We start from the raw sequence: 26,299 nt of genomic DNA, 5'->3' as shown, positions 1-26,299 counted from the left end.
TGAGCTGAGAGTCCGTGAGGCATACGCGTACGCGCAACACCGGCGTCAGGGGCATGGTTTATGACCCACTCCGCCAGGGCGACTACCCTGGATCGTTTTCATTGTCATCCGGGCGCAGCCGGATGATGCTGTCACTGCCCGGGGCAATATTTCCGGGGGAAGCGCTCATCCAGCGCGGCATTTCCGCATCACGTTTGCTGAGCGGGCGAATGTCTTTAAGCTACCCAATGGCTGCGCGCAACATTCGAACACGTTCCGGGAGACTTTCTGACTGCAACATGCTGCTGAGTTCGCGCGTCAGGGTATCTAAGGTAATATCCTGTTTGCGAACGGCAAGATTTACTGCGGCTTCACCAATAATGGCGTGGTTAGTCATACCTTCACTGTATAACACGCTGAGACCTCCATTAAATAATGGTGTGCGGGTTTTTCCTAAGCAATTAAATTATAACAAATAACAGGCTGCGCATTTAAATGTTGGGATTTGTTAATCCTATCAATGAAAGTGAAGAGGTCAGTTGAACTTTATTAATATGCTGACCTTCTTTATGTATTATCTAATTTTGAAACTTCAGGATCTCTTATTTTTTTGCATGATATATTCCGCCAGTAATGTTATCGCATCAGGATGAGATAACCGCATCTCAGAGTCAGCATTTATATTCCGCGTCAGTGGTCAGTATCAGAAAAATATATCCTGTCACGGTCTTGCCAGACATTAATGCCGGGCTGCAGTCGTATAACGCGGTCCGCATCAGCGACTGAGCAGTGTCAGGCGTCGGGAGAAGCGGGGCAGGAGTATCATTTACGTGAAGCCAGAAATAAAGGGCAGGTTCGGTATCGGGAAATACGCCTGCATCACGTTGTCAGGCTCAGAACTGTTACCGGTGGACGGTATGCTCCCACGGCCTGTTACTCTGCGCTATTTCTCTTTCTGCTCAGCGATTGAAAAGGATTTTTATCAGGGCCGTGATGTGCGCGGCTTCATCTTCATCATCGGTGGCCTCAAGCCGGCCTACGAGCTTGAGGCACAGCGCTGTTCGCGTTACCCGGCGCTCCTGTCTGATGATATCGACGGTGATCATGCCCAGCAGCTTAATCTGACGGGGATGCGTTACCTGGCTGAAATAGCCCGTCAGCCCGATAGATTTGTCTGGTGGGAGTCCGTTCTGACGCATGAAGTTACCTGCTTATCTATGAGGGCCGTGTGCAAAATAACCGATGCAGGCAGGCGTGTACAGTGATGATGATTCAGGGATGCCAAATCAGCACAGCCCCCGGCTGATTTGGCAGCCGACCCGCAGTTAAAGGGTTAAAAGCGGCACGCATATGCATTCCGCCAGCGCGCCCGCTTAACCAGCGGCTGGACGCTTGCTGAAGAACCACCGGCCTTGTCGATTCACACAGGGATGGGGGTTCGAAGCCAATGCGGCGCGGAACGACGCGGGTGCAGAACAACTTCACGGAGAGGATGTAACGCGCCGTTCCGCGTGCTAAGCATGGTACAGATTACCGGTTATTCAACGCACCGGTTGTCAGGTGGCTAACCTGTAACCGCTCTCCATCCCGGACACCAGCATCTTTCTCAGGAGATACAATGATTTCTGAAGTCGAATCCAGATTTTGTTTACTGCCAAATATAGAAAATGAATCTTTCCTAAATTGGGCGCGCAGGAATTTATTTTTTTCTTCTGCTTCGCGAAAAACCCCGTCTTGATTTTTTAATTTCAGGCTCCTGAATAATATCATGAAAATCAGACTGCTCATGCTGTTTGGCGAGGTTATTTGGCCTTTTAAAAACTTTGCGTTTTGTTGTCAGCGCGCCTGTTGATGATGAAATCGATTTCACAATAAATATAATTTTTATTTAGCATTTTTATCAATGGAAATGAACTATCATGCGTGAGTAATATGCGTCGATCTTCTGTATTTAAATGTCTTCAGCATTATTTAAAATATTAGACAAACAGAAGATGGATACCGGATTTGCCACCGGGTTCAGTGCGCGTTCTGCACAAAAATGAACTTCAGAATGACTGAACCTGCTCCACCGGAGAAGACCCGTGCTGAACCAGAATGACGAAGATTGCCAGAACATTATCGGCGAAGCCGTCCTGCATATTGCCCTGAATGATGGAGAAATCTGCGTAAGATCTTTGCTTGACGAACTAAATAGTATGGCGGGGCAGGAAGAAAACGCTGCACGTCTGGCGCTGATTGACGGGGCAACGCGCTGGCTGAAAGGGTTTATCAGGGTAGAACACGTCCACCGCTCTGAGCTTCGCTGGATAGTCCAGTCAGAACGGGGTACTGAGCATTAAATCCTCCAGACATCACCCCGTCCCAGAAGAGCAGGTTATCAGTCGGCTACGGGCGTTCATCCGTAGCCGACTTTCCCGCCACAGTTAATGCGTTTATGAACCCCACCCCACGGGCAAAAGGCCTGTCCTGCCATAAAAATCCTGTGCGCGCGCCATCAAAAAGGCACTTTTAGTACAAACCGTAAATGTGTACAGTAAAAAAAATGTTGTACACATTTACGGTTTTGTATAAATTTGCCCACATATCGAACCGGCTGCATTCGACCATTTTGTGAGGTTTCCCATGCGTCAGAACGTTAAAAATCATCCCGACAGCGAGAGCGGCCTCGCCGCCTGTTTCAGTAAGGCTACTGCGACGACTCAGCAGGAAACGCTTGGGATGATAGTCGTTGAAATTCTGCGTGCGGGCAAGGTCCTCAACCGCAAGGCCGTCTGCGCCAGCCTGCTGCGTCGTCTTGAGGCAGCTGCTGATCCGGAAGAAGAGCGCCACTATCACACGCTCATTAGCCTGTTATTCGGACGCTGACCTGTGTGCCGCGATGTGAACCGTAGCTGCTGCACTTATACGGAGCCGCCCGGAGAGGCAGCGCTGCCATTCTGCCCGGAGGGGATCAGTACTGGATTGTGCGGGTATGAATAAAAGTAAGATCGAGCGCCTAGCCGACGTTGCGCTGGGCGAGGCTGTAGCCTCCCTGCTGGGCAGCAGTGACCAGGTAAGCGCCGGCGATATCGTGCAGCAGCTACGGGACATGGCTGAGGGCGAACAGCATCCGGAACGCCTTGAGGCTATCGCTATGGCTCTTGGGGAGATGCAGTCTGAATTTACCCAGTCGCGTGAACGCCGGGAAGCTGACGTTCTCTCTTCTGCCGAACGTAACCGTTCCGGAAGCAGCCGGAAGCAGTAAATCTGTTCACGGAAAACCAGATGCGCAGCTCAGAGCTTCAGCTATCACTGAACGACCGTCCTGCCTCTGACCGAAATAATATCAGGGCTCATCATTTCTGAATGACAGCCGTGGAGTGGGGTGCACGCATGCCACATACCGGACACTCCACGCCTGAAGCAGACCTCATCCTCTGTATTCCTCAGTAACAGCGGTTCATAATTCGCGACGAAAACGTCAATTATTGCTGCGGTCATCCGCGAATTTCTCATCAGCGGTTGAAAAGAGATTCCTGATGCTACCATCTTCTGAATGACTGCTGAGATCGAAAGCACCTCCGGCCTGGTGGTGCTGCGCCTTAGAAAGTGGTGGGGCGAACCGACGAGGGGGGATTCTGAACGGTCATCGTTATCGCGCGTACCGGGGGAGTAGCTTAGTTCGTCAGGGCATCAGCACCGGTGAGCGGTCAGTCAGCCGTTATCAGGCCCGTCAGCTAATGCATCTGCTGTGACAGCATCCTGACCGCGCGCGCGCAGCAGGCGCGGGTTGCAGGCGAATGCGGCTCTTCACCCATTGCGTGAAGCGCACTGATAATCTCATGAAGCGTGAGATGCTGATCCGGCTTAAGGAGGCGCGCCACGACGATCCCGATAGCAGCGAAAATATCCTCGGCTATGGTGTCATCGTTCACATGACCTCCATCTGCAGAGGATCACCTGACGGGTGCGCTGAAAGCTTTCCCTGCCCCGGCTCAGTGGAGTTTTCCCTGATGCACGTGTACCTGTGCCGCGCCGGTCTTGCCTGTCTCCTTTTGCGCGTTCATTTCACGACGCACTTCCTCAATGGCACGCATCCCGGCTCTGATCCGATCTTCATCCGTTTCGCCCTCAATTGCAGCGCGCAGCCTCTCAGTCAGCGCTATCCAGTTGATGGCCACGTCTTCATCCAGTAGCGCCGTCACGGCTTCGCCGATCATGATTTCCGTCATTTTGTCGTCAAAGTTGTTTTTCATCAGGTCCTTCCGGCTCAAGAGTCGGGTTGAGCTTATCATACTGCAGCACCCCGGAAAATCAGGCGGGCGGGCAAAAAAATCCCCGCAGGAACGGGGAGAAGGGAAGCTTGCAGACTTCTGAGAAAAGAACAATAACTTCTAATAGTAGTCACTGTTAGGACTGACGGGGACGCAGATGATGAATTGAATGAGCGGCTCTCCGGTTCAGAATTGCGCGCCAGCCAGTGCATATGCCGTGCGGCGTCGGCATCAGGGTAAATTTTAAATACCGCAGGCCCCGTTTACTTGAAAAATCACCATCTCCATCTAGTCTGGACTGACCCGGAAAACAGCAAAGCTTCAATAACAAAAAAGACAGGAAACAAATATGGTTCTGAATGAATTTATGCAGAAGGTCAGCCGCTGGCCACAGCTGCATTTTACAGCAATCGAGTGTGAGCAGCGCGGGGCGGCTTTCGAAATCTATGCGACGGACTGCACGAGTCAGACCCGGAGCCGGCTGCTGATGTACCGCACGCCGGATGCGCAGGATGCTGGCACGATGGCATCCCACTTTCGCCTGTGGCTGGGAAAAGCCAACCGGGGAAGAAATAGCCGACAGAAGAAGGCCTTTCTGAGCGGCGCATCGCGGGCAGTATAACCGGCTCACCCAAATACGTGCCTGCTTACCGTGCAACAGGGGCCTACGGGCCCCATCCATCCAGGCCCGGGGCAGGCTGTTCAACCTGCATCGCGTACTTCCGGCCACGCCACGCAGGTGCCTTCCGGGGTAAACAGGCTGCCCTGGAAGTCGATGACGCCGGCAGCCTCAAGCCACATCCACTCTTCCGGACGTTCCACGCCCGCCGCAATAACGTTGATCTCCAGCGCTGAGCAGCAGCGAATAATCGCCTGAACCACCGCCTGACGCGGGCCGCTGCGGTGAATATCACGAATGATACCGGCGCCAATGCGTACGCGGCTGGGCTGAACGTGCGCGAGCAATGAGAGGCCAGCGGTGCCGTCGCCGAAATTATCGATCGAAAGGCTGATGCCTGCCTGGCGCAGATGCCTGACAGCGTCAGCGAAAGCGTCCAGCCGGGAGATCACCTCCGTTTCGCTGACGCCCAGTATGATCTGTTCAGGCACCAGACCGGCACTCTCAATCGCGCTGACGAGCCGGGCTACGGCGTCAGGTATTAAAACCAGCGTCATAGGCAGAATGCTGACGTAGAGCGTCATGCCGTCCGGACACGATCTTCCCGCTTTGCTCAGGGCTTCCCTGACCGCAGAAAGGTTATGATGGTGGCGTTCACACTCCTTAAGTCCTGCTGGTATTGCGTCAGGAATGGCTTCCATGGCCGTGACCCTGCGGCCCAGCGGATCAACTACCGGACGGAACAGGATTCCGCTGTCCGGGACCGGCGTCCTGTCCACGTCGGGAATGAACTCCCAGAGCCCTGCGGGGGGCACCTCGTAGTAATATTCCTTTTCGCGATCTTCCACAAAAGTTCTGAGGAACTGCAGTCCGCGATCGTCGTAGGTCAGGCGATACCGGGACGTTCCGCGATCGAGTACCGCCTGCAGTACGGAACCGCCGTCATGAAGGCGCAGGTCGAAAAGCTCCATACCGTGTTTGCCAAAGCGCCGGCCGGGGGAGTAATCGCGCATCAGCTCCACCACGTTGTGATGGCGGGGATCGGCGCAGATGCGGGCGTAAATTTCCACCACTCCCTCTTCGGGCCCCTCCAGAATCTGGAAGAAGTGCGTGCCGTTGAACAGAAGGATACCCGTCACCTGATGCCGGGCATTAAGCAGGCTCGCCTTATCCACCATCTCTGGCAGAACGCTGACAGGGATTTCGTCGCTGAGATGGCTGCGGTAAATGATTGTGGTAAGCATGGCGTACTCCGGATTGTCGCAGAAGGTCATCGGACACTTTATCAGCCTCACGGCATTAACAAAACCGGACCGGCAAATCGCTGCGGGCCTGTAAACAAGCTTATTGCAGGCCGATGTGGCTCTGTCCGCTCCCCAGAGTCAGTCAGGCGGAAAAGATTCCGATCGCATGACAGAAAGACAGTCAGCTGATAACGGATGAGCATATGCTTTGAGGACCGGTTAGACAGTCCTGGAGGGGCTATGCCACACATTATCCTGAGTGATACCAGCGCCAGCGTAAGTGAGCGGAAAAAAATCCGATGGCTACCGTAAGCGCCGGTGACGGTTTTCCTGTAGCCATTCTGAACCGAAACCAGCCCGCATTTTACTGCGTACCGGCGGAACTCTACGAGCAGATGCTTGATGCCATTGACGATCAGGAGCTGGGCATACTTGCCAGGGAACGTGGCCAGCAGCCGCTGCATGACGTTGATCTGGACGCCTTTCTGTGACCTACACGGTTAAATTCAGAGAAGATGCTTTAAAAGAATGGCACAAGCTGGACAAGGCTATCCAGCAGCAGTTTGCCCGAAAGCTTAAAAGTGTTGTGAGAACCCCCATTTTTTTCCGCAAAGCTCCGTGGCATAAAGGACAGTTACAAAAGCCAACTCAGAGCATCCGGCTTTCGTCTGGTCTATCAGGTGCTTATTATCGCAGCGGTTGCCTTGGCCAAGCGTGAGCGCAGCGACGTATTCAAACCTGCCAGCGAAAGAATGCGCTGAACGGCCGGGTCAACAGACCTTTCCATACATCCTGACACCCTGCTTCAGACGGCATGAAATGGTTGACCTCCATATGTCGTGAGAAACCCTTCATCAGTCGCTGCAGTTTCCGGCGTTCATCACTTCCGGTGTATAAGAGTTTCATTCCGGGTATGGCTTTCATCCTCAGCATTTCAAATAAGTCTGCAGAAATCAGACTACGCATAATTTCTGCAGTCACTGAACAGCCAGACGCTATGGTATTTGCGGTGTAAGCGATTATCGCCTGACGGGTCCGCAACCTTCGTATAAAAGTCCATGGACATGGCATCAGCACATCCGGTAAACAGACCTCACCGCCATGCCCGCGCTGCCGGGCTACATAACCCAGGGCGTTAAGCCACACCATCACACCACAATGCTGTTGCATAAGGCGCCAGCATTTGCGAAAATTTCGAATAATAGATACAGGAGGTGTTCAAATGACACAACTTCAGAATAAGCTTCCTTCCCTGCAGGAAGCGGAACTTGCGCGCCTGTGTAGCCGGGAGCTCTCCGCCGTCCTTGAAACACGGGCAGAGTCTCAGCAGGTTTCACTCACTGACAGAAGTGGCCGGATCCACAATGTCAGCATTCCGGTCAGCGCGCTTCGTATGCTGGTTGACGTGCTGACCGAACTCGGTGACGGGAACGCCGTGCGCCTTGTTCCGGTAGGGGCCGAAATGACTACGCAGGAGGTGGCAGACCTTTTGAACATATCGCGTCCGACGCTGATTCGGCTTCTGGACAACGGTGAACTGCCTTACCACCGCGCGGGAAACCGCCGTAAAATCCGCTACGTGGACGCGCTGGCCTACCGCGAAAAACTGGTGAACCAGAGGCATGATGCACTTGATGAGCTGGGCGCGCTAGACCAGGAACTGGGGCTGGGTTACGAATGAGTTCTGGCTATACCGTCATATTTGACGCCTGCGTTCTCTACCCTGCACCTCTGCGCAGCTTCCTGATGTACCTTGCTGCCGGCGGACAGTTTCGCGCGAGATGGACGGAAGACATACACGAAGAGTGGATCCGGAACGTGCTGCTCAACCGCACCGAACTGAACCGGACTCAGCTTCAGCGGGTCCGTACCTTAATGGATCGCCACGTGCCCGATGCTCTCGTCACCGGATATCAGTCTCTGACTGAATCCATCAGGGGATTGCCTGATAAAGACGATCGTCACGTTGTCGCTGCGGCAATCGTTGCCCAGGCTGAAGGCATTGTCACATTTAACCTGAAAGATTTTCCTGACGACGTTCTCGCGACATGGAATCTGCGGGCCATTCATCCTGACAGCTTTATTACAGATCTGACCGAACTGGACATTACCGTGGTACTGGATGCCGCGCGCCGCCAGCGCGCCAGCCTGAAATCGCCGCCATTCACTCCTGACGAATTTCTGGACTGCCTGCTGCGCCAGCAGCTGCCCGAAACCGTTTCACGCCTGCGTCCCCTGACGGCACTGATTTAACAGGATTATTACTGCCAGTCCTCATCCTCCATCAGCCCGACCATGGCCCCGTTGTGCGCATCGACTCTGCGGATATAGCGCATCACCGTCTGCGTCTGTGTCCAGGTGCCTTCCTGCATAATCTGTGCGATGGATATCCCTCTTCTCGCCATGTCCTGCGCGGCGCCCACCCGGGCGCTGTGGCCGCTCCAGCTGGAATAACGTCCTTTATTCGTTTTCAGCGGCTTCCCGACACCCGCCTGACGTCGGGCACGCCGCCAGATATCTTCCAGACACGGCGCGCTCATGGGCACGCCTGAGACTGCGGTAACTTTGTTTGACCGGTGTACGGGGCAGAAAATTACCGCATCAGGTTCGCCAGCCAGACCGGCTGCGTTGATCCACGCCATCAGCCGTTCGGAAGAGCGGGCGCTGAGCGCCTTAACGATACCGCCCGACTGCAGGATGGTTTTGGTCCAGCCGACGTCGAGGAGGATGCGCCCGTCGGCCGCGCGTGAGATATCCCGCACCCGCAGCCGGGATATCTCACTCATACGCAGCAACGTGCCGTAGGCCACGTGCATGAAGGCGAGGTCACGCAGGTGCTGAAGCCGGGGCGAGTTGTTCCATGCCGCATCCAGGCGGTTCAGATCCGGCCGGCAGAAGGGGACCGCCTGGCCGGTGCGCTCACCCGAGACGACGGCCGTACGGTTGATCTTCTTTCTGGCGCGCACAACGTCGGGTGAGACCGTCGGAGGGACCAGTCCTGCGTTACGGTGTAACATGGCGATAAGCGCGGCGTGCACCGCTATGGTTGAAGTTGCCCGTCCGGTGGCCTGCAGGTGAAAAAGGTAGTCCTGCAAATCCGCGGGGGACATCGGCAGGAACGACCGCCGGTTTTCCTGCGACCAGCGCCAGCAGATCCGCATCACGCTCAGCAGCTGCCGCCACGTATTTGGCGAAAATGCCTCGCGGTGCCGGACGAACGCGGCCAGCCTCGCGTTGAGATCGTTATCACTGCTGCCGCTAAGGGCAACACCGTTAAAACCGGAGAGTTCGCTCATGTTGCTCAGTTTTCGCCCGCTTATGAAGCGGCAACGCTACGTGAATTCTGAGGAAACGGCAGGGCAGATACCCGCCAGAATTCACGTAGCGCTGCCGGAGTTTTAGCCGCCTGCGCTCAGCGCCTGTTTAGCCGGGTGGGGTTCAGGCCGCGCCGTTTCGTATAAATGGCTACAAAGCTGAGGATCCGCCCCGGATCCTGATGATAGCGCGTATCAATGCCGGTGTCTGGCCTTATATAATGGTAATTATATAAGGTTATAAAATTTGTTAAGCTAATGGTTGATAGGTGGTGCGAGAGTCTCCAAGCTCATATAGCTCCCACTATGTGAAGTTAGCGCGTTACCTAATCGTCCTCACTGAGATGGGGAGCGTGAGCATTGGTGACTTGTAAAAGTTTAATTATAAGGGTTTGAAAAGTAACAACCATATCGGGTGATTATTACCGCTGATAAAGCTAGGCTAAGTTCGATATTAAGTAAGAGGCGTATAAATAATTTAGACCGAATTTTTGACTACCACGAGTAGCCAATCCCGGTGATAAACAGCCACTCGCCATTATGTTGAACCAGCGGGCTATTCGCGATCCCTTTATCGTAATACTCATAGTTGGCTGCGATCAGACCAATCCAGTGCAGGTTAAAACGATAAGTTGTGACAACTGAAGCCATCGGCGAAAGGGTGGTGCCTGTATTCCAGGCTGCACGTTCGGGAGATGATTCAGAGGAGGAAACACCGCCGAAATAATAGTTTGCTAATTTGTTACTTCTGACAATAACCCCCATCCCAGGCATAAATAGAAATTTATCCCTAATGACCGGAAAGTCAGCCCAAACCAGCAGCTCCTGTCCGTTACTCTGGCCTGATATATCAGTAACGATTCGTGTTGTCAGAAGCGCATAATTCGTAATCCAGGTTAAGCCCACACCGCCTTCCAGTTCTCCTTTACGTTTGTGCATGCCATGGAATCCATCGTCCGAAGGATCGAGATTTGAAAAACGGTATCGTCCATATCCAAAATATGCAACATCGTCATTTTTATTAAAGTAGTAACGTGCCCTGTCTCCGAGAAACATCAGGTTATCACCAAAATAGAGTGCACCAGGAACGACCAGATTATCATTGCTGCTTTCACGATATCTTGCCTGGGAAGATATCGCCGCACCTCCAATAATAAATCCTTTAGGGATTGGACTGTCAGCACGATCCTCAGAGATTAAACTCAGTGAGCTTAAATCAGGTTCTGCATTGGAATAAAAACAAAATAATAATGGGGTGATTAAATAAATATGATATCGCATAGTCTTCACCTTATATCCTCGAATCTGGCTTAACCATCTGCAATTCATAAACCACAAGAAATTCAAGTTTGTTCAGGTTGCATGGTCAGTCGTTATGATTTAAGTCTACTATACTTACGCTTACAAGTTGGGGTGGTTTTAGAAAAACTGACGATGACAGGAATTCATGAATTTTTCGCCACTAATAATTTTCGACGGAAAATCTAAAATGAGAACAACCGTAATTTATATTTTTGCCCACTCGCTTATTTTATTTTTAGCTTCACCCTGTATTGTGCAGGCTGACACAGTCTGGCTAGCTAATGGAGACCGGTTGAGCGGAACGGTAGAATCCCTGAGTGATGGGATACTTGAGTTAAAGACAGACTACGCCGGCGTTTTGAAAGTAAAATGGAAATCTGTCAGTACCATGCAGACAGAATCACCGATTTTGATTAGAAATAATAAAACACAAGAAAACTACCCCGTTTACTTTACTCCCTATAACGCTGGGTATGTGGTAATAAAATGCAGTGAAAAAAAAGAAATCGTCTCTGTTAAACGAATCGATGAGTTCATGCAGTCTGAAGTACGAACAGATCAATGGGACTGGACAGGAAATATAGATGCAGGCGTGAATCTGAAAAATTCGTCTACCAGCACAGATGACTATAACCTTTCACTGAATACTAAGTTAAAGAAAGAAAAGTGGAGACACGATATCTCTGCGACATACAACCGTGAAGTCGAGGACAGCAATGTTAACACTAATAATTACAGCTTTCGCTATGCTATAGATTATCTGTTTGAAGAGCAGTATTTCTGGCAGTCGCGGTTAAGTTATAAGCGTGACTGGGTGGAAGATTTGTCCCGTCAGTTACTTCTGGGCACCGGCCCAGGCTATCAGCTCTGGGATGATGATACGGGGGCTTTCTCGATATCGCTGTTAGGTGGAGCCTTCAGTTATGGTTACAGCGATGACCGGCGTGACAGCCATTTGGGTGCGTCCATACACTGGGATTATCAGCGATACCTCATGGATAAAAGCTTCACTCTGTATAGCAATGGTGAAACCGGACACTCTCTGGATAATGACGGTGTAATATCTGTTGACGCTGAATTAGGGCTAAGATATGCACTGACATCCTGGTCAACGTTTCATATTGGATATCACCGAAATATCGTGAAAGGGACACGGGATACTCTGGATGAACGTATATTTTCAACGGGTTTAGGCATGACCTGGAAATAAAAGAAAAAAATCACATCGCTAATTGATTACTGCCAGTCCCCAGGACTGGCAGTTCGAAAATCACTTGTAGACGGTCGCCGTACCCTGAACCTTACCTTCGACCCTTGCAGAGGTAATAACGTAATATTTACCCCCTTTTTCATCTGCCAGTTTCGAGAGCTCATCTTTAGCATCTTTTGGATCGGTAAATGTGCCAGATGTAGAAATAGTGGCAACTTCAGTGTAGTTTTTGGCTTCTTCTTTACTTATTTCCTGTGCCGCAAATACGCTGGTCGTTACGAAGGCAGCTCCCGCCAGAATCATTGCTTTCATCATCACATTTTTCATTTATACACTCCGAATTGTTAAAGTTAACAACATAGTCACTCAGTCATGAATTCAGCCATCATGGCTGAGAATAGAATGTTACCAGAAGCAACCTAAGTATTTATTTAACCTAAGAAAATATCAATAAAAAATTTTCGTCATTTGTATTAACCAATTGAAAGTCAGTTAAAAATAATAAAAATTTAGACCTTCGTCTTGATTGTTTCATGCGTGATTTGATTTCCAACCTGTTGTGTACTAGGCGGAAATTTCAGCTCTTTAAATTGCTGGTTAACTCCCTGATAAATGCTTAATAAATTGATACCGTGAGTTACTGAGGAAATGAAGTCAGCGGATGCGTCGGGCTTATACGCGCTCCAGAAATGGCTATTTTAAGCCTGAAATCCAAACAAATATTTTACCTGCTACTTTTCATATTTGAACTAATGTTGATTGTAAGTTTTTTATTATGACTTGGTACAGAATGTAACTTTAGCAATCTTTTAAAAACAACAGGTTGATTACTTACGGGGCGGGTGCGTTTATGAACTTTGTTTATAGGCTTATTTGGAGTGCATCGCGGGGCGTTTTTGTGCCAGTATCCGAGATCACAAAAAGACATCACGGTTCGGGTAATAGAACAAACCGCTCAATCGGGTTACCTGCTCTGATCATGGTCTTTTTTTTAGTAGGGCCAGTGCAAGCGGATGACGTTCAATGGGTAGATGCCTATCCAAGCTACAGTTTCCCGGATAATCAGGGGATTAATTACGACTCAGTACTCAGCACTGGGTCAGCCTTTTCAATCGACAGTGAGTCATTACCCCAACACTTTGCCCCGGGCACAACGCTCAACATTCTGGGTCCTCTGCCAACCTTTGCAACGGGGAATAATGGGACTTCAACCAGTATCAGTGTCTTCGATGCCTTACCCGGGGGCAGAGGCGCAGATGCCGGTAGGATCACAGTCATCACCGCGACCGATGCTCAGGGGAACGTCACGCCCATTACTGCCGAAAATATCAATCAGTTCACCTACTCTCCGTCGCCCGCTAATCCTCAGCAAAACCAGGAGCTCAACGTAGAGATCCCGGGTCTGGAAGGCAGCTATCAGGTCATCAACGTTTATGACTCCACCACCTTTGTTTCGGCTGGCGACACGCCCGTCAGCAACCTGATGCTCGCGGTTTACGATCCAGCCTCCTTCCGGATTTATAATAATTTTGGCATTGTTTCCGTAGCCTCTTCAGGCGGAACGGCGAATATCAATGTGGGAGATGATACGGCTGGTACAACCCCGATTTCGGCGCCTGCAAACACTTTAGACTTGCTGGCTAAAAACAGCGTTCTTGCTAAAGCAGAGGGGACTGGAACCGCTGCCAGTCAGGTGAACTGGTTGTCCGATAATCTGATCCATTTCCGGCCTGCCTCGGTATTATCGAATGACACTCAGAGTATATCGGCACAGAGTGCGCAGTACGATTACACTCTGACCATCCCCAACTATGTCCAGGTCGGACAGCGGGTCATCCAGGCGGGCTCAAAAACCTTCAACATTACTTCTTCAGCAGATATCGCAGAAGTTAATGATTACCTGATTGGTCAAAATGCTTACGCAGGAAAACCGCAAGTTCAGTACTGGCTCACTGCCGGGGCTTCGGTGAACGGTCAGGTAATTGACTCCGCTCCAGAGGCCCAGTCAGTTTACAACGCCATTATCACAGGCTTACTGAATCAACAGCAGCAGACGTCGATAAATCTCACTTATCACGTCTGGGATGACGACGCTGCCCACAGCAATAATGCGACGTTACCTGTGGGAGATTTGAACGTCATCTATGCGACTGGAAACAATGCCTCAGGCACAGTAAGTAGCGCGGGCTCACTTGCAGTAGATGGCGCAAGCGCAGTGATGCGCGGCGATACGGGGGCAGTACTCACCAACGATGGAGCCATTAATCACTGGCGAAGTGACAGCGCCAGCCCGACCTCCATCGGGATGCAGGTGACGAACGCCACGGCGGTGAACAATGGCACCCTCAATGCCGGATTGTTTTTAGAAAAGGACGGTACCAATCAGAACGTCAGCAATGCCGGTAGCATCGCAATGCAGGGCCTTGGACAAAGTACCCTCACCAACAATGGTCATATCAACATTGCCATTACCGACAGCACAACGGCTAACGCCCGGGGTATGACGGTATCAGGCACCAGTAGTGCGACCAACACCAGTAATGGAACCATAGTCCTCACCGATAACAGCCGAAACAGCGCAGGGCGGGCAGCAGGCTATGGCATCTATGCTGAGCAGGCCGCTAGTGTGCTCAATCAGGGGGCAATCTATCTGGGATATGCGCCGGTCACTGATTCGAGTACGCCAGCATCTGTCCCTTTAACCGGCGGCAGTGCGTTGAGCGCCGGTATTTATTCCACCAGCAGTGGGAATGTTCTCAACGATGGCAATATTTTTATAGGGGACAGCACGCGTAATGCCGTTGGTATTTTCACCAATGGTGCGACTGGATCACTGGTAAATAACGGATCCATCAACGTACTGGGCAAACTGGTCAACGGCGCAGCGGCAAGTAACTATGGTCTGTATGTGGTCGATAACCAGGGGAGCGTCACTAACAACGGGAATATTTTCGTTGATGGTGACAACAACGTGGCCATTTATCTGCAGGCACAAAATGCCGCTGCGAATGTCACTTCATCGGCAAGCAGCACTATCACCGTGGGGAGTGCAGGCGACACAGGTGGCTCTGACGGTAATGTGTACACATACCGAAACTATGCCGTCTATGCTGAGGGACTCAACAATCAGGCAGCGAGAGTCGATCTTCAGGCTACTATCCGTTTGCTGTCAGCAGGTGCTATTGGTGTGCACGCACGTGGCAATGCACAAATTGATATCGGCAACTCGGCATCGCTGACGTTCGAAAACGATCATCAGATTGGTTATTACGCCTGGGGAAATCTGGCAAAAATCAATATCAGTAATGCCATCATCAACGACAATGGCCAGGCAAATTCCGTGTTGTTTGCCGTTGATAATGGTGCAGTGTTCAATGGTGATAACGGAAGCGGCAGCGCTTATCAGCTCACCGTCAGTGGTGACAGTGCGATTGGTGTTATTGCTAACGGCGTGGATGATGGCGGTACGGCGGATGAGTCTGATGATATTGCCAGTTCGCTCATTACCGGGCCGGCCACCATTAATGTCAACGGTAACAATGCGGTAGGTGTGCTGGTTTCAGGCGGCGCAGTGGGCACCATCAGTGACGGCGGTATTGTGCTTGGCCATGATAATTCAACCGCCGTGCGAATTGATGGCCGAAACTACAATATTGACGGTACGCTGGACAGTGATCAGCGACTGACCAACGTCACATCCACGGCGTCTACCACCACCACGTCCAGCCAGACCGGCATTATTGGCTACGACATCTCACATGCGGGTAACCTGGTTTTAAATGGTGTAAACGGCATCAATTTAAATGGCAGTGGCGGTAAAGGGATCTGGCTGCACGATGGGGGTAGCGCCACGGTTAACGCGCCCGTCAGCGTACTGGGAGATGACAACATCGGCGTCGATATTGAGAACAGTGGCGTACTCACCAACAACAATGCCATCAGTGTGGGTGGCGCCCTGAACAGTGGGAATGTCGGGATACGGGTACAGGGCGCAGGCGCAGTTGTCGATCGATTAGGCAGCGTGAGCGCCAATGGCGGTCTGGCGGCCGTTCAGCTCACCGGTAGTGGTGCCGCTTTAACCGTGAACGGTGATGCGAATCAGATAACCGCATCTGGCGGCGCAGATGGCGTGCGGATGGACAATGGGGCCAGCAGCTTCTCGGCGAGCAATACCATCATTGATATCGCTGACAGCGGGGCTGGCATTAATAACAATGCCAATACCGCTAATATCAATCTCAACAACGTCACCATTAATGCCTCCGATGGACCGGCCATCCGCACCGCCGTGACCTTTAACGCGCAGGGGAGTGGCAATGTACTGAACGTCAGTGGCAGCGGTCAGGGATTTGCGTTCGAAGACAGCAATGGCGCGGCGACTTCGGGCGATCTCACGATTAGCAATGGTTATACCATTAATGGTAGCGGAGCAGGCAGCATCGGTATTCTGGGCAACACGGACGGTAGCGTGAGCTCAGGTGCCAACATTACCATGGGCAGCAGCGCCAGTGCAGCGATTGCCGCGACGAACGCCAGCAGCGTCAGCAACAGTGGACAGATTAACACGAGCAGTAATACCGGGAGCACCATACTGGCGGAAAATGCCAGTCAGTTCAGTAACAGCGGTTCAATCAGCAGCACGGGCACCACTAACGCCAACCCTCTCATTCTCATCAATGGTAGCGCCGCGAACCGCACAGTTTCCAACACGGGTACCATCAGTGCAGCCAGCAGTAACGCGACGGTAATTGATGCATCAGGCAGTGGCAACACCACGCTCACCAACAGCGGTACGCTTCAGGCTGCGAACAGCAATGCGCTGGCGATCCTTACCGGCAGCGGAGCTGATAATGTCACGTTCAATGGGGGCAGCACACAGGGTGAAATTACCCTTGGCAGCGGCAGCGATCAGTTTAACTGGAACAGTGGAACCTTTGCGGGTGCGGTCAATTTCAGCGGGGGCGATGGCGGCGACAGCGCCACCCTCGGTAACGTCTCTCTGGCATCCACGCGCCATATTCTGAGCGAAGGCGGCAGCGACAGTATGCTGTCATTCAACGGCACCTCTGCAGCCACTGTCGGTTCCTTTGCTGTGGATGATCTCAGCAAAGGCACCAATATTGGCAGTGGCTGGAGCAGCATGACGCTCAATGCGGCAGATATCAGGGTACTTGATGATCTGGCGTTATCAGGCACGCCGGATATCAACGTCAATAATGGCGCCGTCCTGCGCAGCGGCAACAACGTCAACACCGCAGGCACTGCCTCGATACGCAACTATGATGTCGCGACCTCCGGTAGCGGCAGCCAGTTGATTTTCGATGGCAGTGACGATCAGCAATACAGCGGCGTTATCAGCGGCAGCGGCGGTATGACGCGCGCCGGCGGTGGCAGTACAGTGTTACTGGGTAATAACACTTATACCGGTACGACCCTGATTGACGGGAGTGAATTGTCACTGGGTAATGGCGGCACCGTGGGTGGGCTCTCAACCAGCACCAGTATCATTGATAACGGGTTGCTGACGATTAACCGCAGCGATGAGGTGACGCTGAACGGCGTCATTTCGGGTAGTGGTGACTTTCAACAACTCGGTTCGGGGCTTACGCGACTTGGCGGTAATAACAGCTGGGCAGGCAGCACGACGGTAAACCAGGGCACGTTACTGATTAATGGCGATCAGTCTGCTGCGACAGGGGTGACCAATGTTGCCGCTTTCTCTGCGTTGGGGGGCAACGGCACCATCGGAGGGGATGTCACCTTCGCGAATGATACCGTCCTGACGCCCGGCGATAACGGCACCGGTACACTGACCATCAATGGCAATCTGAATCTGAACGCCACGACAAACAGTCAGTTTTCACTGGGGGAAGCCTACACACCAGGTGGCAGCCTGAACGACTTTGTGAATGTGAAAGGCAATTTAGTGCTGGATGGTTTGCTGGATGTGGCACTCACCCCTGGCGGCAGCTTCCTGCCAGGTGTCTATCGCCTGTTTAACTATGCTGGCTCGCTGGTCAACAATACCCTGGAGATCGACAGTCTGCCGCCCAATGACGGTGGCACCTATGCGATCCAGACCAATATTGCCAACCAGGTAAACCTCATTCTGAATTTTGTTGACCCCGCCAGTGAACTGCAGTTCTGGGATGGCGAAGACACGGCAAATCACGGCGATGGGACGACAGGTAATGGTCAGGTAGATGGCGGGAATGGGATATGGAAAGCCAATATCGCCGGTGACACTAACAACTGGACGCAGGCCAGTGGCGTCGGTAATGCCCCCTGGTCTCAGACGGCCTTTGCGATATTCCAGGGCACGGGCGGTGAAGTTCAGATCAGCAATATCAATGGTCGCGTCGTGAATTCCGGTATGCAGTTTACAGCCGATAACTATGTTCTGAACCAGCTCAATCCCGCCTCCGCACTTAACTACATCAGCACCGTCACCGAGTCATTCCCCGAAAGCGTGCCCGTGCCGACAAACACTTATCAGGCTCAGGGAGAATCTGTCGCTGACACCTTCTACGTGATCCGTGTGGGTGATGGCGCGAGCGGTAGTGACGTCACCACAACCATTAACGCCAGCCTGCGACAGGATGCGCTCGACACCAACCGCATACGTTTACTGAAAACCGATGCGGGTAGATTGATCCTCAACGGCGTCAATGATTTCTCGGCGGGAATTGAGGTGTGGGGAGGGGCATTACAGGTTTCAGATAACGCCAGCCTGGGTGCACCCGCGACCAGTTTAACGTTAAAAAATGCCGGTACACTGCAAGCCGGCGCTGATTTCTCCCTGAACCGCAATGTCTTCCTGGATACCACCGGTGGCGGCACACTGGATGCTTACGGGCATACGCTGACGGTGGATTCTGTTATTGCGGGAAACGGGGATTTAACCGTTGTAGACACGTCTGCCGGATCGGCAACCGGCACGCTGGCACTGAATCAGGCCAACCCCTATCAGGGCAACACCGTTATCCAAGGCAAATCAGGCAACGGGCAATTGATCGTTGATGCCAATATCACGGGTGCATTAGGCAGAACGGACAGCACCATCAATGTCACCGATCAGGCACAGCTCAATTTCAACAACGCGTCGCTGGCCGAGGCACATCTGTTCAACCTTACCAGTGGCGGTCGGATGCAGCTGGCTGATAACAGCAACGGAGGCAGTGCCACCATCAACACCGACGCCTCCTCATTCCTGCTGCTAAGCAACAGTGCTAATGCGGGTAGTGCCCTGATTAACAACAGTGGCCAGACCGTCGTTGCCGATGCCGCTCAGGCAGAGAACGCCACCATCAGCAACGCCAGTGGTGGTGTGGTGGATCTCAGCGCAGCCGATGCGCAAACCAGCATTGGATCGCTTTCGGGGGAGGGTAATGTTGTTTTAGGCTCGGCCACGCTGCTTGAAGGCAATCTGGGGCGTGACGACACCATCAGGGGGATCATCAGCGGCAACGGCGGTAGCTTGGTCAAGGCCGGTACCGGTGCCCTGACGCTGACCGGCAACAACACTTACACCGGCACGACGCAGGTATCGCAAGGTGCGCTGCTTATCAATGGCGATCAATCGCCAGCCATCGGGCAAACCACGGTCAACAACGGCGCAACCCTTGGTGGTAACGGCACTGTCGGCGGCAGCGTAACCGTGGATAACGGTGGTCGGCTGGCCGCAGGGTCAGGCATTGGCAGCGTCGGGACCTTGACCATGGGGGCGCTGACGCTCAACGAAGGTTCGCAACTGGATTACCAGTTTGGCGAAGCCTACACCACTGGCGGAACCTACAACGATTTGATCAATGTTAATGGCGATCTGAACCTGAATGGCCAGCTCAATATCACCCAGAGCAGTGGAGGGACTTTTGATGTCGGTGTTTACCGCGTTCTGAACTACAGCGGGGCGCTGACCAATAACCAGCTGGTGATTGGGACGGCACCGCAAGCTGCTGCTGATCTCTATGTACAAACCTCCATCGCGGGTCAGGTCAACCTCGTCAACCACGCAGGGGCAGAGCTGCGTTTTTGGGATGGAACAGGCGGCAGCGCAGGCGAGATGAAGGACAATGGCATTATTGAAGGCGGCGACGGCGTCTGGCAAAACGGCAGCGGCAATGACAACTGGACCACTGACACGACGTCGCCTGCAGGCCGTTATAACTCACCTTACAGTAATGCCTCTTTCGCGGTGTTTGGCGGTGAGGCCGGTAACGTCACTATCGATAATTCTTTAGGTGATGTGGGCATAACCGGTTCGCAGTTTACGACCGACGGTTACACCCTGAACGGGGATGACTTGACCCTGGCGGCAGGCGACACGCAGATTCGTGTCGGTGACGGCACCTCGTCGGGCGCGAATTATCTTGCGACGATAAACGCTTCGCTGGTCGGCAGCGGCACGCTGCATAAAACCGATCTCGGTACGCTGCAGCTGAACGGCAATAACCTTTACAGCGGCGGTACCGTGATCGATGCGGGAGCCGTGCAGGTGTCTGAGGACACCAATTTAGGCGCAAGCGAAGGAGGCATTACCCTGGCTGGCGGGACACTTCGTTACACCCAGGGTTTCAGCAGCGACCGAGGCGTCACGCTTATTGAGGGTGGGGGTACGATTGATACCCAGGCATTCAATGCCGGCCTGACCAACATCATCGCGGGTGAGGGTGAGTTAACCAAGCGCGGAAGCGGCACGCTAACCTTGTCGGGCGATAACCTTTTCCAGGGGACTACCCACATCAGTGAGGGGGTTTTGCAGCTGGGTAATGGCGGCAGCAGTGGCAATCTGGCGGGCAATATCGATAACCAGGGCACGCTGGTGCTGGATCGTAGTGATACCTTCACGCTGCCAGGCGACATTTCGGGTACAGGCATGGTGTGGCAGCAAGGAACCGGCGTTGCCCGACTGGCGGGCGCGAACAGCTGGAGTGGCCTGACGCTTGTGGAACAGGGCACGTTGCAGGGGGCTGCTGAAAATACCTTCAGTGCCGCATCGGCGCATGTGGTAAGCCAGAATGCCACCCTCGATACCGGTGGATACAACCAACGTGTCGCCAGCCTGCTGAATCAGGGCACCGTCAATTTACGGGGGGGCGATGTGGGGTCAACGCTCACTGTCACCGGCAATTACGTGGGCAGTGACGGCACGCTCAAAATTGCGGCACAGCAACACAGCCCCGGTGTCGCCGACAGGCTGGTCATTGATGGGGGAACGGCAAGCGGACGCACGCTGTTAGATATCGATGTCAGCCAGTTAGGCGAGCCTACCGAAGGCGACGGCATCATGGTGGTGGAAGCCCTGAACGGGGGGACCACCACCGCCCAGACGACCAAAGATGCGTTTACCATTGGTGCTGATGTTCTGTTGTCAGGCGCGTACCAATACCAGTTGTTTGCGGGTAATGCTGAGGGTGCAGGGGAGGACTGGTTCCTGCGTGCAGGATATCGACCCGATGTTCCGGGTTTCGATACTCTCGGCGCCATTATCCGTCAGGCTGACTTAGCGGTGTTGGGTACGCTGCATCAGCGCGTGGGGGATGAGCAACCCTGGCGCGCGGACGTTGCTGAGGATCAGCAGAGTCGTTTCTGGATGCGATATCTGGTCAAGTCCGTTGATCAGCAAATCAACGATCCGCTGCAAAGCCGTACTTCATCCAATTACAACGGTATGCAGGTAGGGGGAGACATGTATCAGGATGCCCAGTGGCGAGCCGGTATCTATGGCACGTTCCTTGATAACGATACGTCTATATCCGGCAGAAATGGCGACACAGACAGCCTCGCGTATAACTCAACCTTCTCAACCTATATCGGCGGCTATGCCACCTGGACCGATGAAAGCGGTTTCTATGTCGATAACGTGCTGCAGTATGGCTATCACGCCGTGGATCTTAAAAACGGCCGCAGTCGGGAGACGGTGCATCCGGACGGTAACTCATTCGCGGCTTCTGTAGAAATCGGCAGACCGTGGCAACTGGGTGACAGCACCTGGAAGATAGAACCGCAGGCGCAGTTGATATACCAGTACAGCGATTTTGACAGCGTCACGCTTGACGGTGCCTCGCAAACTCGCGTTGATGTGAATCCGGATGGGTCGCTGATAACCCGCATCGGTGCACGACTGACGGCTGATTACGACACCGAATATGGTCAGGTAAAACCTTACTTGCGTGTTAATTACTGGACGATGCTCAGCAACGGTCAGGATAAGGTTAAATTTGCTAATAAGGCGAATAACGCGGGCACGACTACCATCACCGCCGACCAGCAGTACAATATGACGGAAGCTGCGGTAGGGGCAACCTGGGCAGTGAGTAAAAAAGTTCAGGCCTATTCTGAAATTGGCAGGGCCTGGAGCAGCGGGGGCGATACTCAGGTTGAAGCCAACATCTCAGCAACAGTTGGCGTGAAGATGCGTTTTTAAGTAATAAAGCGCTGCACCGAACTCTTGTTATCAGGGGTTGGGTGCAGAATAAAATAGTGTGTCTGATACTCATACAACCAGCCCTTTAAAGACAATTTTAATATTCCATTTTTCATAATGTTTCATTAAGCCTTATAATTTAGACACATTATTAACATCAACTTAACGTCATAATCCACTGAATGTAATAGTAAATAAAATACTGCCACTCTCAATGCTTGGTTAATGTGCTTTTAATGCGAATGTTTTTTGAACGAAATTAGTGCTGTGCTAGCATAATTAAATATTAATTTAATTATTAACTGGAATCCACTATGAACGCTCAATTTTCTGGCTCAAAAAGAGTCGAAAATAATGCGCCATCTTTACGCTTGTTACTGGGAGCGTTAATGCTGGTGATGCTACTTTCTGCCCTGGATCAAACTATCGTCTCGACAGCACTGCCAACGATTGTGAGCGAACTGGGTGGGATTGATAAACTCTCATGGATCGTTACCGCCTACACACTTTCCTCAACCATAGTCGTCCCACTATATGGTAAATTTGGCGATCTATTGGGAAGGAAGAAAGTCCTTATTTTTTCAATAATTCTTTTCCTTTGTGGTTCTGCATTATGTGGATTCGCGCAGAATATGACGCAGCTTATTTTTACCCGCGCCTTACAGGGTCTTGGCGGTGGAGGATTAATTGTCATCAGTATGGCGGCAGTGGCTGATGTTATCTCACCGGCTGAACGCGGAAAATATCAGGGGCTTTTCGGTGCCGTATTCGGCTTTGCCACGGTACTAGGTCCATTATTGGGTGGTTTAATTGTCCAGCATATATCCTGGCGTTGGATATTTTACATTAATATCCCAATTGGGTTAATTGCCCTTATGGTTATCGCCAGTGCGTTCAACTCAGAAACAAAAAAAGAGAAGCACCGTATCGATTATAAGGGTGCTCTGTTCCTGAGTTTGGCCCTGCTGGGCATTACGCTCTTTACCAGTGAGGGCGGAACCTCACGCACATGGACAGATCCGGTATTGTGGCTGTTCATGGTAGTCGGATTATTCAGTATCTATGCATTCATTGTCGCTGAAAGAAAGGCTGCTGAGCCGATCATTCCGCTATCGCTTTTCAAAAACCGTAGTTTTGTCGTGAGCAGTTTTGTAGGGTTTATCATCGGGATGGCATTGTTTGGGAGTGTGACTTTCTTACCCCTGTATTTACAGGTTGTTAAGTATTCCTCGCCTATGCAAGCCGGTTTACAGCTCATCCCATTGATGATGGGAATGTTGAGCGCTTCGATTGTTAGCGGAAGAATCATCAGCAGAACGGGCAGGTACAAGATATTCCCAATCATCGGGACATTATGCGCCTCCCTGGGATTAATGATGTTGTCTACCATGCCCTCGTCATCACCCATTGGGTTACTCTATCTTTATTCAGGATTCCTGGGGATAGGGATTGGTATGGTCATGCAGATACTAGTTCTTATCGTTCAAAATGCTGTTGATGCCCGTTCCATTGGTGTAGCGACATCAGCCGTAACCATGTTCAGATCCGTGGGCGGTTCAATAGGTGTTGCTTTATTCGGAACGGTATTCAGCATGGTACTGCGGGCAGGGCTCAATGACATTTCATCAGACTCTGGGATATCATCAGGCTCCATGAGCCCCGCAGAAATTCACCAGCTTCCCGCTGACTTAAGCGAGCGTTATTTAACCGTGTTAGGTCACGCGGTTCACACATCTTTCTTTATGGCCGCACTGCTGATGATCGTGGCATTTGCTGCATCATTTTTTATGATTGAAGAAAAGCTGAAGGGACGGTAAGAACGTCAATCAAGAGATGTGCGGCTAACGACATCTCTTGATTTTTAAACGCTGAAACGTCATTCGTTGACGTTTAATTAAACTGATATTTATAGGAAAGGACAAAGCGGTTGTCGGGAGAATCAAGGTAGGTGTTATTGTCCATGATGAATGTCACCACATTGATCGAGTTATGCTTATCAATTGAATAACCCAGCCCGATCCCACCGAAATAACCGCGGTAGTTTTCACCCTCATCATTCTTTGAACCGTATGAACCAGCCGCAAAGGCAATCATCGTTAAATCCGGCGTCAGTGGCTTCAGCGTAAACGCACCAAGGTATCCACTGCTGCCTGATGTTGTGATGGTTTCAAAATTGGATTCGGGTGACAGGTTTTCGGCAAACTGCGGTGAGACGCACGCACCTTTATCATCACGCTGACAGTCCTGGATTTCCCCTGTGTTGTAGGTATAGCCAGCCATGGGGAAAATCTGAAACCCTCCCGGGGCAAAGCCAAAGACACTGAGTGGAATGAACGTGCCGACAGAATAGTTTGTCTGAGTAGCACCGTTGGTATATTCGTTTTTACCAAAGTTGAAATTCACTATTCCCACGGGAAACAGCCATGAGCCGCCTATGCGCCACTCGCTGGCATCGCTGTTGATGCGGGCATTAAGCTTCTTGGCCTTGTCGAGCGCAATCGAACCAGAAAACGAGACGTTGCTGTCATCCATGTCATAGGTGTCCGACCAAGACACCCCCGCCTTGGTAGTGACTTTAGTCGGATCATCGTCGAGTTTATGATCCCCTTTGGCATCATCCGCTCCTGCTGCCATTGCACCACCACATATCAGGCCGAGAATAATGAAAGTAATGCCGGAAGCCGTTGATTTCATATACCCCCCCCAGAAGGCTATGCATCTTTGAAATTAAAATGTGTAGCTGTAATTCATGCTGAAAAAATAAATGTCCGGATTGTGATAGGTGCCTTTCAGCAGCGGTGAAGCCACGCCAGATGAATCCATTTTCAGGTATTCAAACGCAGCGCCCACGTTACTTGACGCAGTCAACTGGTATTGCGCGCCTACACCAAAGCGCCATGCCTGTCCTGAAGGCATCGTCATTGAGGCGTCATTTTGATTACGGTAGAAGCTGCTGTCGTATGCCAGCCCGGTGTTGAGACGCCAGCGATCGTCTGGCCGGAACTGAACACCCAATGCGGTATGCCAGGTATCCTTCAGACGGTTATCCCGATCTATCGCATCACCTGAAACGTAAATTTGATTGCCGCCATACTGGCTCCAGTTCTGCCAGCCAAGATCGCCCATGACCGACCATTGCTGGTTCAAATCATGGACCAGACTCAGCATCAGTTGATCCGGTGTGTTGATCTGCGCAGAAAGCGGCAGGGTATATTCAACATTAGGCAACTGCGGGAAACGCGCTTTACCATCAATACTAAAATGGTACTCCGTTTTGCTGGTGTAATTCAGGCCAACACGTGTCTTATCTGTAATATCAAACAGCAGGCCAGTACGGAAGTTAAGAGCCCAGTCATGATCGGTGGCTTTTTCATCCTGGCCATCGACATTGCGCGTTAATGACAGATAGCCATAGTTGATGCCTAAGCCCACACCCCAGGACAAACGAGGGTTTATTTTCCACGCCAGGGCAGGGCTGAGTGTCAATCCGACTAAAGTACTTTTCTTTATTAGCCGGTCGCCAGCCCATTCCCCAAAGTCGAGACCCAATCCATAATTGCCATACAGGCCGATGCCTGCTGAGAGGTCATCAGTCAGGCGATGGTGGTAGAAAAGGCTAGCGCCGGGAAACCAGCCGATGGTATTGCCGGGGCTTTTGCCCTGATAACCTGCATCATCATCCAGTCGATAAGTTGTGTCCCCATAAAGCGCCTGTAACCCACCAGTGATCATGTTATCCGGCAAACGCGTCATCCCCGCCGGGTTGGTCATCAATGTTGAGGCATCCTGGGCTCGTGCCGCTTGTCCCGCTCCCGCCAATCCCGTGTCTTCCGTGGCAATTTCATATAAATACAATCCGCTACTGTGCGCCTGGCTGGCATAAATCACACTTGCGATGGTGAAAGTGAGCAGCAGCCGTTTCTGTCCGCTTTTATCCATGAAGGCACCC

General features: G+C 52.0%; 19 protein-coding genes and 2 pseudogenes. 12 read left to right on the top strand and 9 right to left on the bottom strand.

From position 1 onward, the window contains the following. The first annotated feature begins 809 nt into the window (after positions 1–809). Positions 810–1,244: a hypothetical protein gene (locus AC6I8A_RS23795; RefSeq protein WP_497819393.1), complete on the top strand. Its 435-nt coding sequence runs from the start codon at positions 810–812 to the stop codon at positions 1,242–1,244. 265 nt (positions 1,245–1,509) lie between these two features. On the opposite strand, the gene AC6I8A_RS23790 is transcribed toward AC6I8A_RS23795, so the two are convergent. Further along, positions 1,510–1,767, bottom strand: coding sequence for a hypothetical protein (locus AC6I8A_RS23790; protein ID WP_497819392.1), 258 nt, complete (start codon positions 1,765–1,767; stop codon positions 1,510–1,512). A gap of 296 nt (positions 1,768–2,063) precedes the next feature. Between AC6I8A_RS23790 and AC6I8A_RS23785 the strand changes: the two genes are divergently transcribed. From AC6I8A_RS23785 to AC6I8A_RS23775, 3 genes are all read left to right on the top strand, one after another. Continuing rightward, positions 2,064–2,321, top strand: coding sequence for a hypothetical protein (locus AC6I8A_RS23785; RefSeq protein ID WP_497819391.1), 258 nt, complete (start codon positions 2,064–2,066; stop codon positions 2,319–2,321). 283 nt (positions 2,322–2,604) lie between these two features. Beyond that, positions 2,605–2,847, top strand: a complete 243-nt coding sequence (gene ycgZ, locus AC6I8A_RS23780) for a regulatory protein YcgZ (RefSeq protein WP_497819390.1) — start codon at positions 2,605–2,607, stop codon at positions 2,845–2,847. A 106-nt stretch (positions 2,848–2,953) separates the two neighbouring features. Further along, the gene (locus AC6I8A_RS23775) at positions 2,954–3,226 is read left to right on the top strand and encodes a hypothetical protein (RefSeq protein WP_497819389.1); all 273 of its coding nucleotides are present in this window, start codon (positions 2,954–2,956) and stop codon (positions 3,224–3,226) included. A gap of 472 nt (positions 3,227–3,698) precedes the next feature. On the opposite strand, the gene AC6I8A_RS23770 is transcribed toward AC6I8A_RS23775, so the two are convergent. Together AC6I8A_RS23770 and AC6I8A_RS23765 are read right to left on the bottom strand one after the other, a co-directional pair. Beyond that, entirely contained in the window at positions 3,699–3,896 is a 198-nt protein-coding gene (locus AC6I8A_RS23770; protein WP_497819388.1) for a hypothetical protein, read from the bottom strand. Between the two features lie 60 nt (positions 3,897–3,956). Continuing rightward, complete coding sequence (locus tag AC6I8A_RS23765; RefSeq protein ID WP_497819387.1) at positions 3,957–4,217, bottom strand: hypothetical protein; 261 nt, start codon at positions 4,215–4,217, stop codon at positions 3,957–3,959. Between the two features lie 367 nt (positions 4,218–4,584). On the opposite strand from AC6I8A_RS23765, the gene AC6I8A_RS23760 reads away from it, so the two are divergent. Then, positions 4,585–4,857, top strand: a complete 273-nt coding sequence (locus tag AC6I8A_RS23760; RefSeq protein ID WP_497819386.1) for a hypothetical protein — start codon at positions 4,585–4,587, stop codon at positions 4,855–4,857. A gap of 80 nt (positions 4,858–4,937) precedes the next feature. On the opposite strand, the gene AC6I8A_RS23755 is transcribed toward AC6I8A_RS23760, so the two are convergent. Continuing rightward, the gene (locus AC6I8A_RS23755) at positions 4,938–6,098 is read right to left on the bottom strand and encodes a diguanylate phosphodiesterase (protein WP_497819385.1); all 1,161 of its coding nucleotides are present in this window, start codon (positions 6,096–6,098) and stop codon (positions 4,938–4,940) included. Positions 6,099–6,338: 240 nt separating this feature from the next. Between AC6I8A_RS23755 and AC6I8A_RS23750 the strand changes: the two are divergent. The 4 genes and pseudogenes from AC6I8A_RS23750 to AC6I8A_RS23735 all read left to right on the top strand — a co-directional run bounded on the left by AC6I8A_RS23750 (position 6,339) and on the right by AC6I8A_RS23735 (position 8,351). Continuing rightward, positions 6,339–6,589, top strand: a pseudogene (locus AC6I8A_RS23750) (type II toxin-antitoxin system Phd/YefM family antitoxin). Next, a pseudogene (locus AC6I8A_RS23745) lies at positions 6,586–6,859 on the top strand (type II toxin-antitoxin system RelE family toxin). Before AC6I8A_RS23750 ends, AC6I8A_RS23745 begins: the two co-directional pseudogenes overlap by 4 nt. Before the next feature lie 461 nt (positions 6,860–7,320). After that, the gene (locus tag AC6I8A_RS23740) at positions 7,321–7,779 is read left to right on the top strand and encodes a helix-turn-helix domain-containing protein (protein ID WP_497819384.1); all 459 of its coding nucleotides are present in this window, start codon (positions 7,321–7,323) and stop codon (positions 7,777–7,779) included. Beyond that, positions 7,776–8,351 (top strand): VapC50 family PIN domain-containing toxin, encoded by a 576-nt coding sequence (locus AC6I8A_RS23735; RefSeq protein WP_497819383.1) that lies wholly within the window; start codon positions 7,776–7,778, stop codon positions 8,349–8,351. Before AC6I8A_RS23740 ends, AC6I8A_RS23735 begins: the two co-directional genes overlap by 4 nt. Before the next feature lie 8 nt (positions 8,352–8,359). Here AC6I8A_RS23735 and AC6I8A_RS23730 read toward each other — a convergent pair whose 3' ends face one another. Both AC6I8A_RS23730 and AC6I8A_RS23725 read right to left on the bottom strand, forming a co-directional pair. Beyond that, positions 8,360–9,394, bottom strand: a complete 1,035-nt coding sequence (locus tag AC6I8A_RS23730; RefSeq protein WP_497819382.1) for a tyrosine-type recombinase/integrase — start codon at positions 9,392–9,394, stop codon at positions 8,360–8,362. 513 nt (positions 9,395–9,907) lie between these two features. Beyond that, positions 9,908–10,693, bottom strand: coding sequence for a MipA/OmpV family protein (locus AC6I8A_RS23725; protein ID WP_497819381.1), 786 nt, complete (start codon positions 10,691–10,693; stop codon positions 9,908–9,910). Positions 10,694–10,859: 166 nt separating this feature from the next. Here AC6I8A_RS23725 and AC6I8A_RS23720 point away from each other — a divergent pair, with 166 nt between their 5' ends. Beyond that, complete coding sequence (locus AC6I8A_RS23720) at positions 10,860–11,924, top strand: DUF481 domain-containing protein (protein WP_497819380.1); 1,065 nt, start codon at positions 10,860–10,862, stop codon at positions 11,922–11,924. A 60-nt stretch (positions 11,925–11,984) separates the two neighbouring features. Here AC6I8A_RS23720 and AC6I8A_RS23715 read toward each other — a convergent pair whose 3' ends face one another. Beyond that, positions 11,985–12,239: a YdgH/BhsA/McbA-like domain containing protein gene (locus AC6I8A_RS23715; protein ID WP_497819483.1), complete on the bottom strand. Its 255-nt coding sequence runs from the start codon at positions 12,237–12,239 to the stop codon at positions 11,985–11,987. A gap of 535 nt (positions 12,240–12,774) precedes the next feature. Between AC6I8A_RS23715 and AC6I8A_RS23710 the strand changes: the two genes are divergently transcribed. Together AC6I8A_RS23710 and AC6I8A_RS23705 are read left to right on the top strand one after the other, a co-directional pair. Further along, positions 12,775–22,350: an autotransporter-associated beta strand repeat-containing protein gene (locus tag AC6I8A_RS23710; protein ID WP_497819379.1), complete on the top strand. Its 9,576-nt coding sequence runs from the start codon at positions 12,775–12,777 to the stop codon at positions 22,348–22,350. Positions 22,351–22,664: 314 nt separating this feature from the next. Then, on the top strand, positions 22,665–24,167 hold the full coding sequence (locus AC6I8A_RS23705; RefSeq protein WP_497819378.1) for an MDR family MFS transporter: 1,503 nt from the start codon (positions 22,665–22,667) through the stop codon (positions 24,165–24,167). A gap of 73 nt (positions 24,168–24,240) precedes the next feature. Here AC6I8A_RS23705 and AC6I8A_RS23700 read toward each other — a convergent pair whose 3' ends face one another. After that, positions 24,241–25,044: a hypothetical protein gene (locus AC6I8A_RS23700; protein WP_497819377.1), complete on the bottom strand. Its 804-nt coding sequence runs from the start codon at positions 25,042–25,044 to the stop codon at positions 24,241–24,243. 33 nt (positions 25,045–25,077) lie between these two features. Continuing rightward, positions 25,078–26,289, bottom strand: a complete 1,212-nt coding sequence (locus AC6I8A_RS23695; protein ID WP_497819376.1) for an OmpP1/FadL family transporter — start codon at positions 26,287–26,289, stop codon at positions 25,078–25,080. Between the last annotated feature and the right edge of the window lie 10 nt (positions 26,290–26,299).

Source organism: Pantoea sp. X-Soil-ISGK-275 (assembly GCF_059730795.1).
This window is presented reverse-complemented; position numbering and strand designations above follow the sequence as displayed.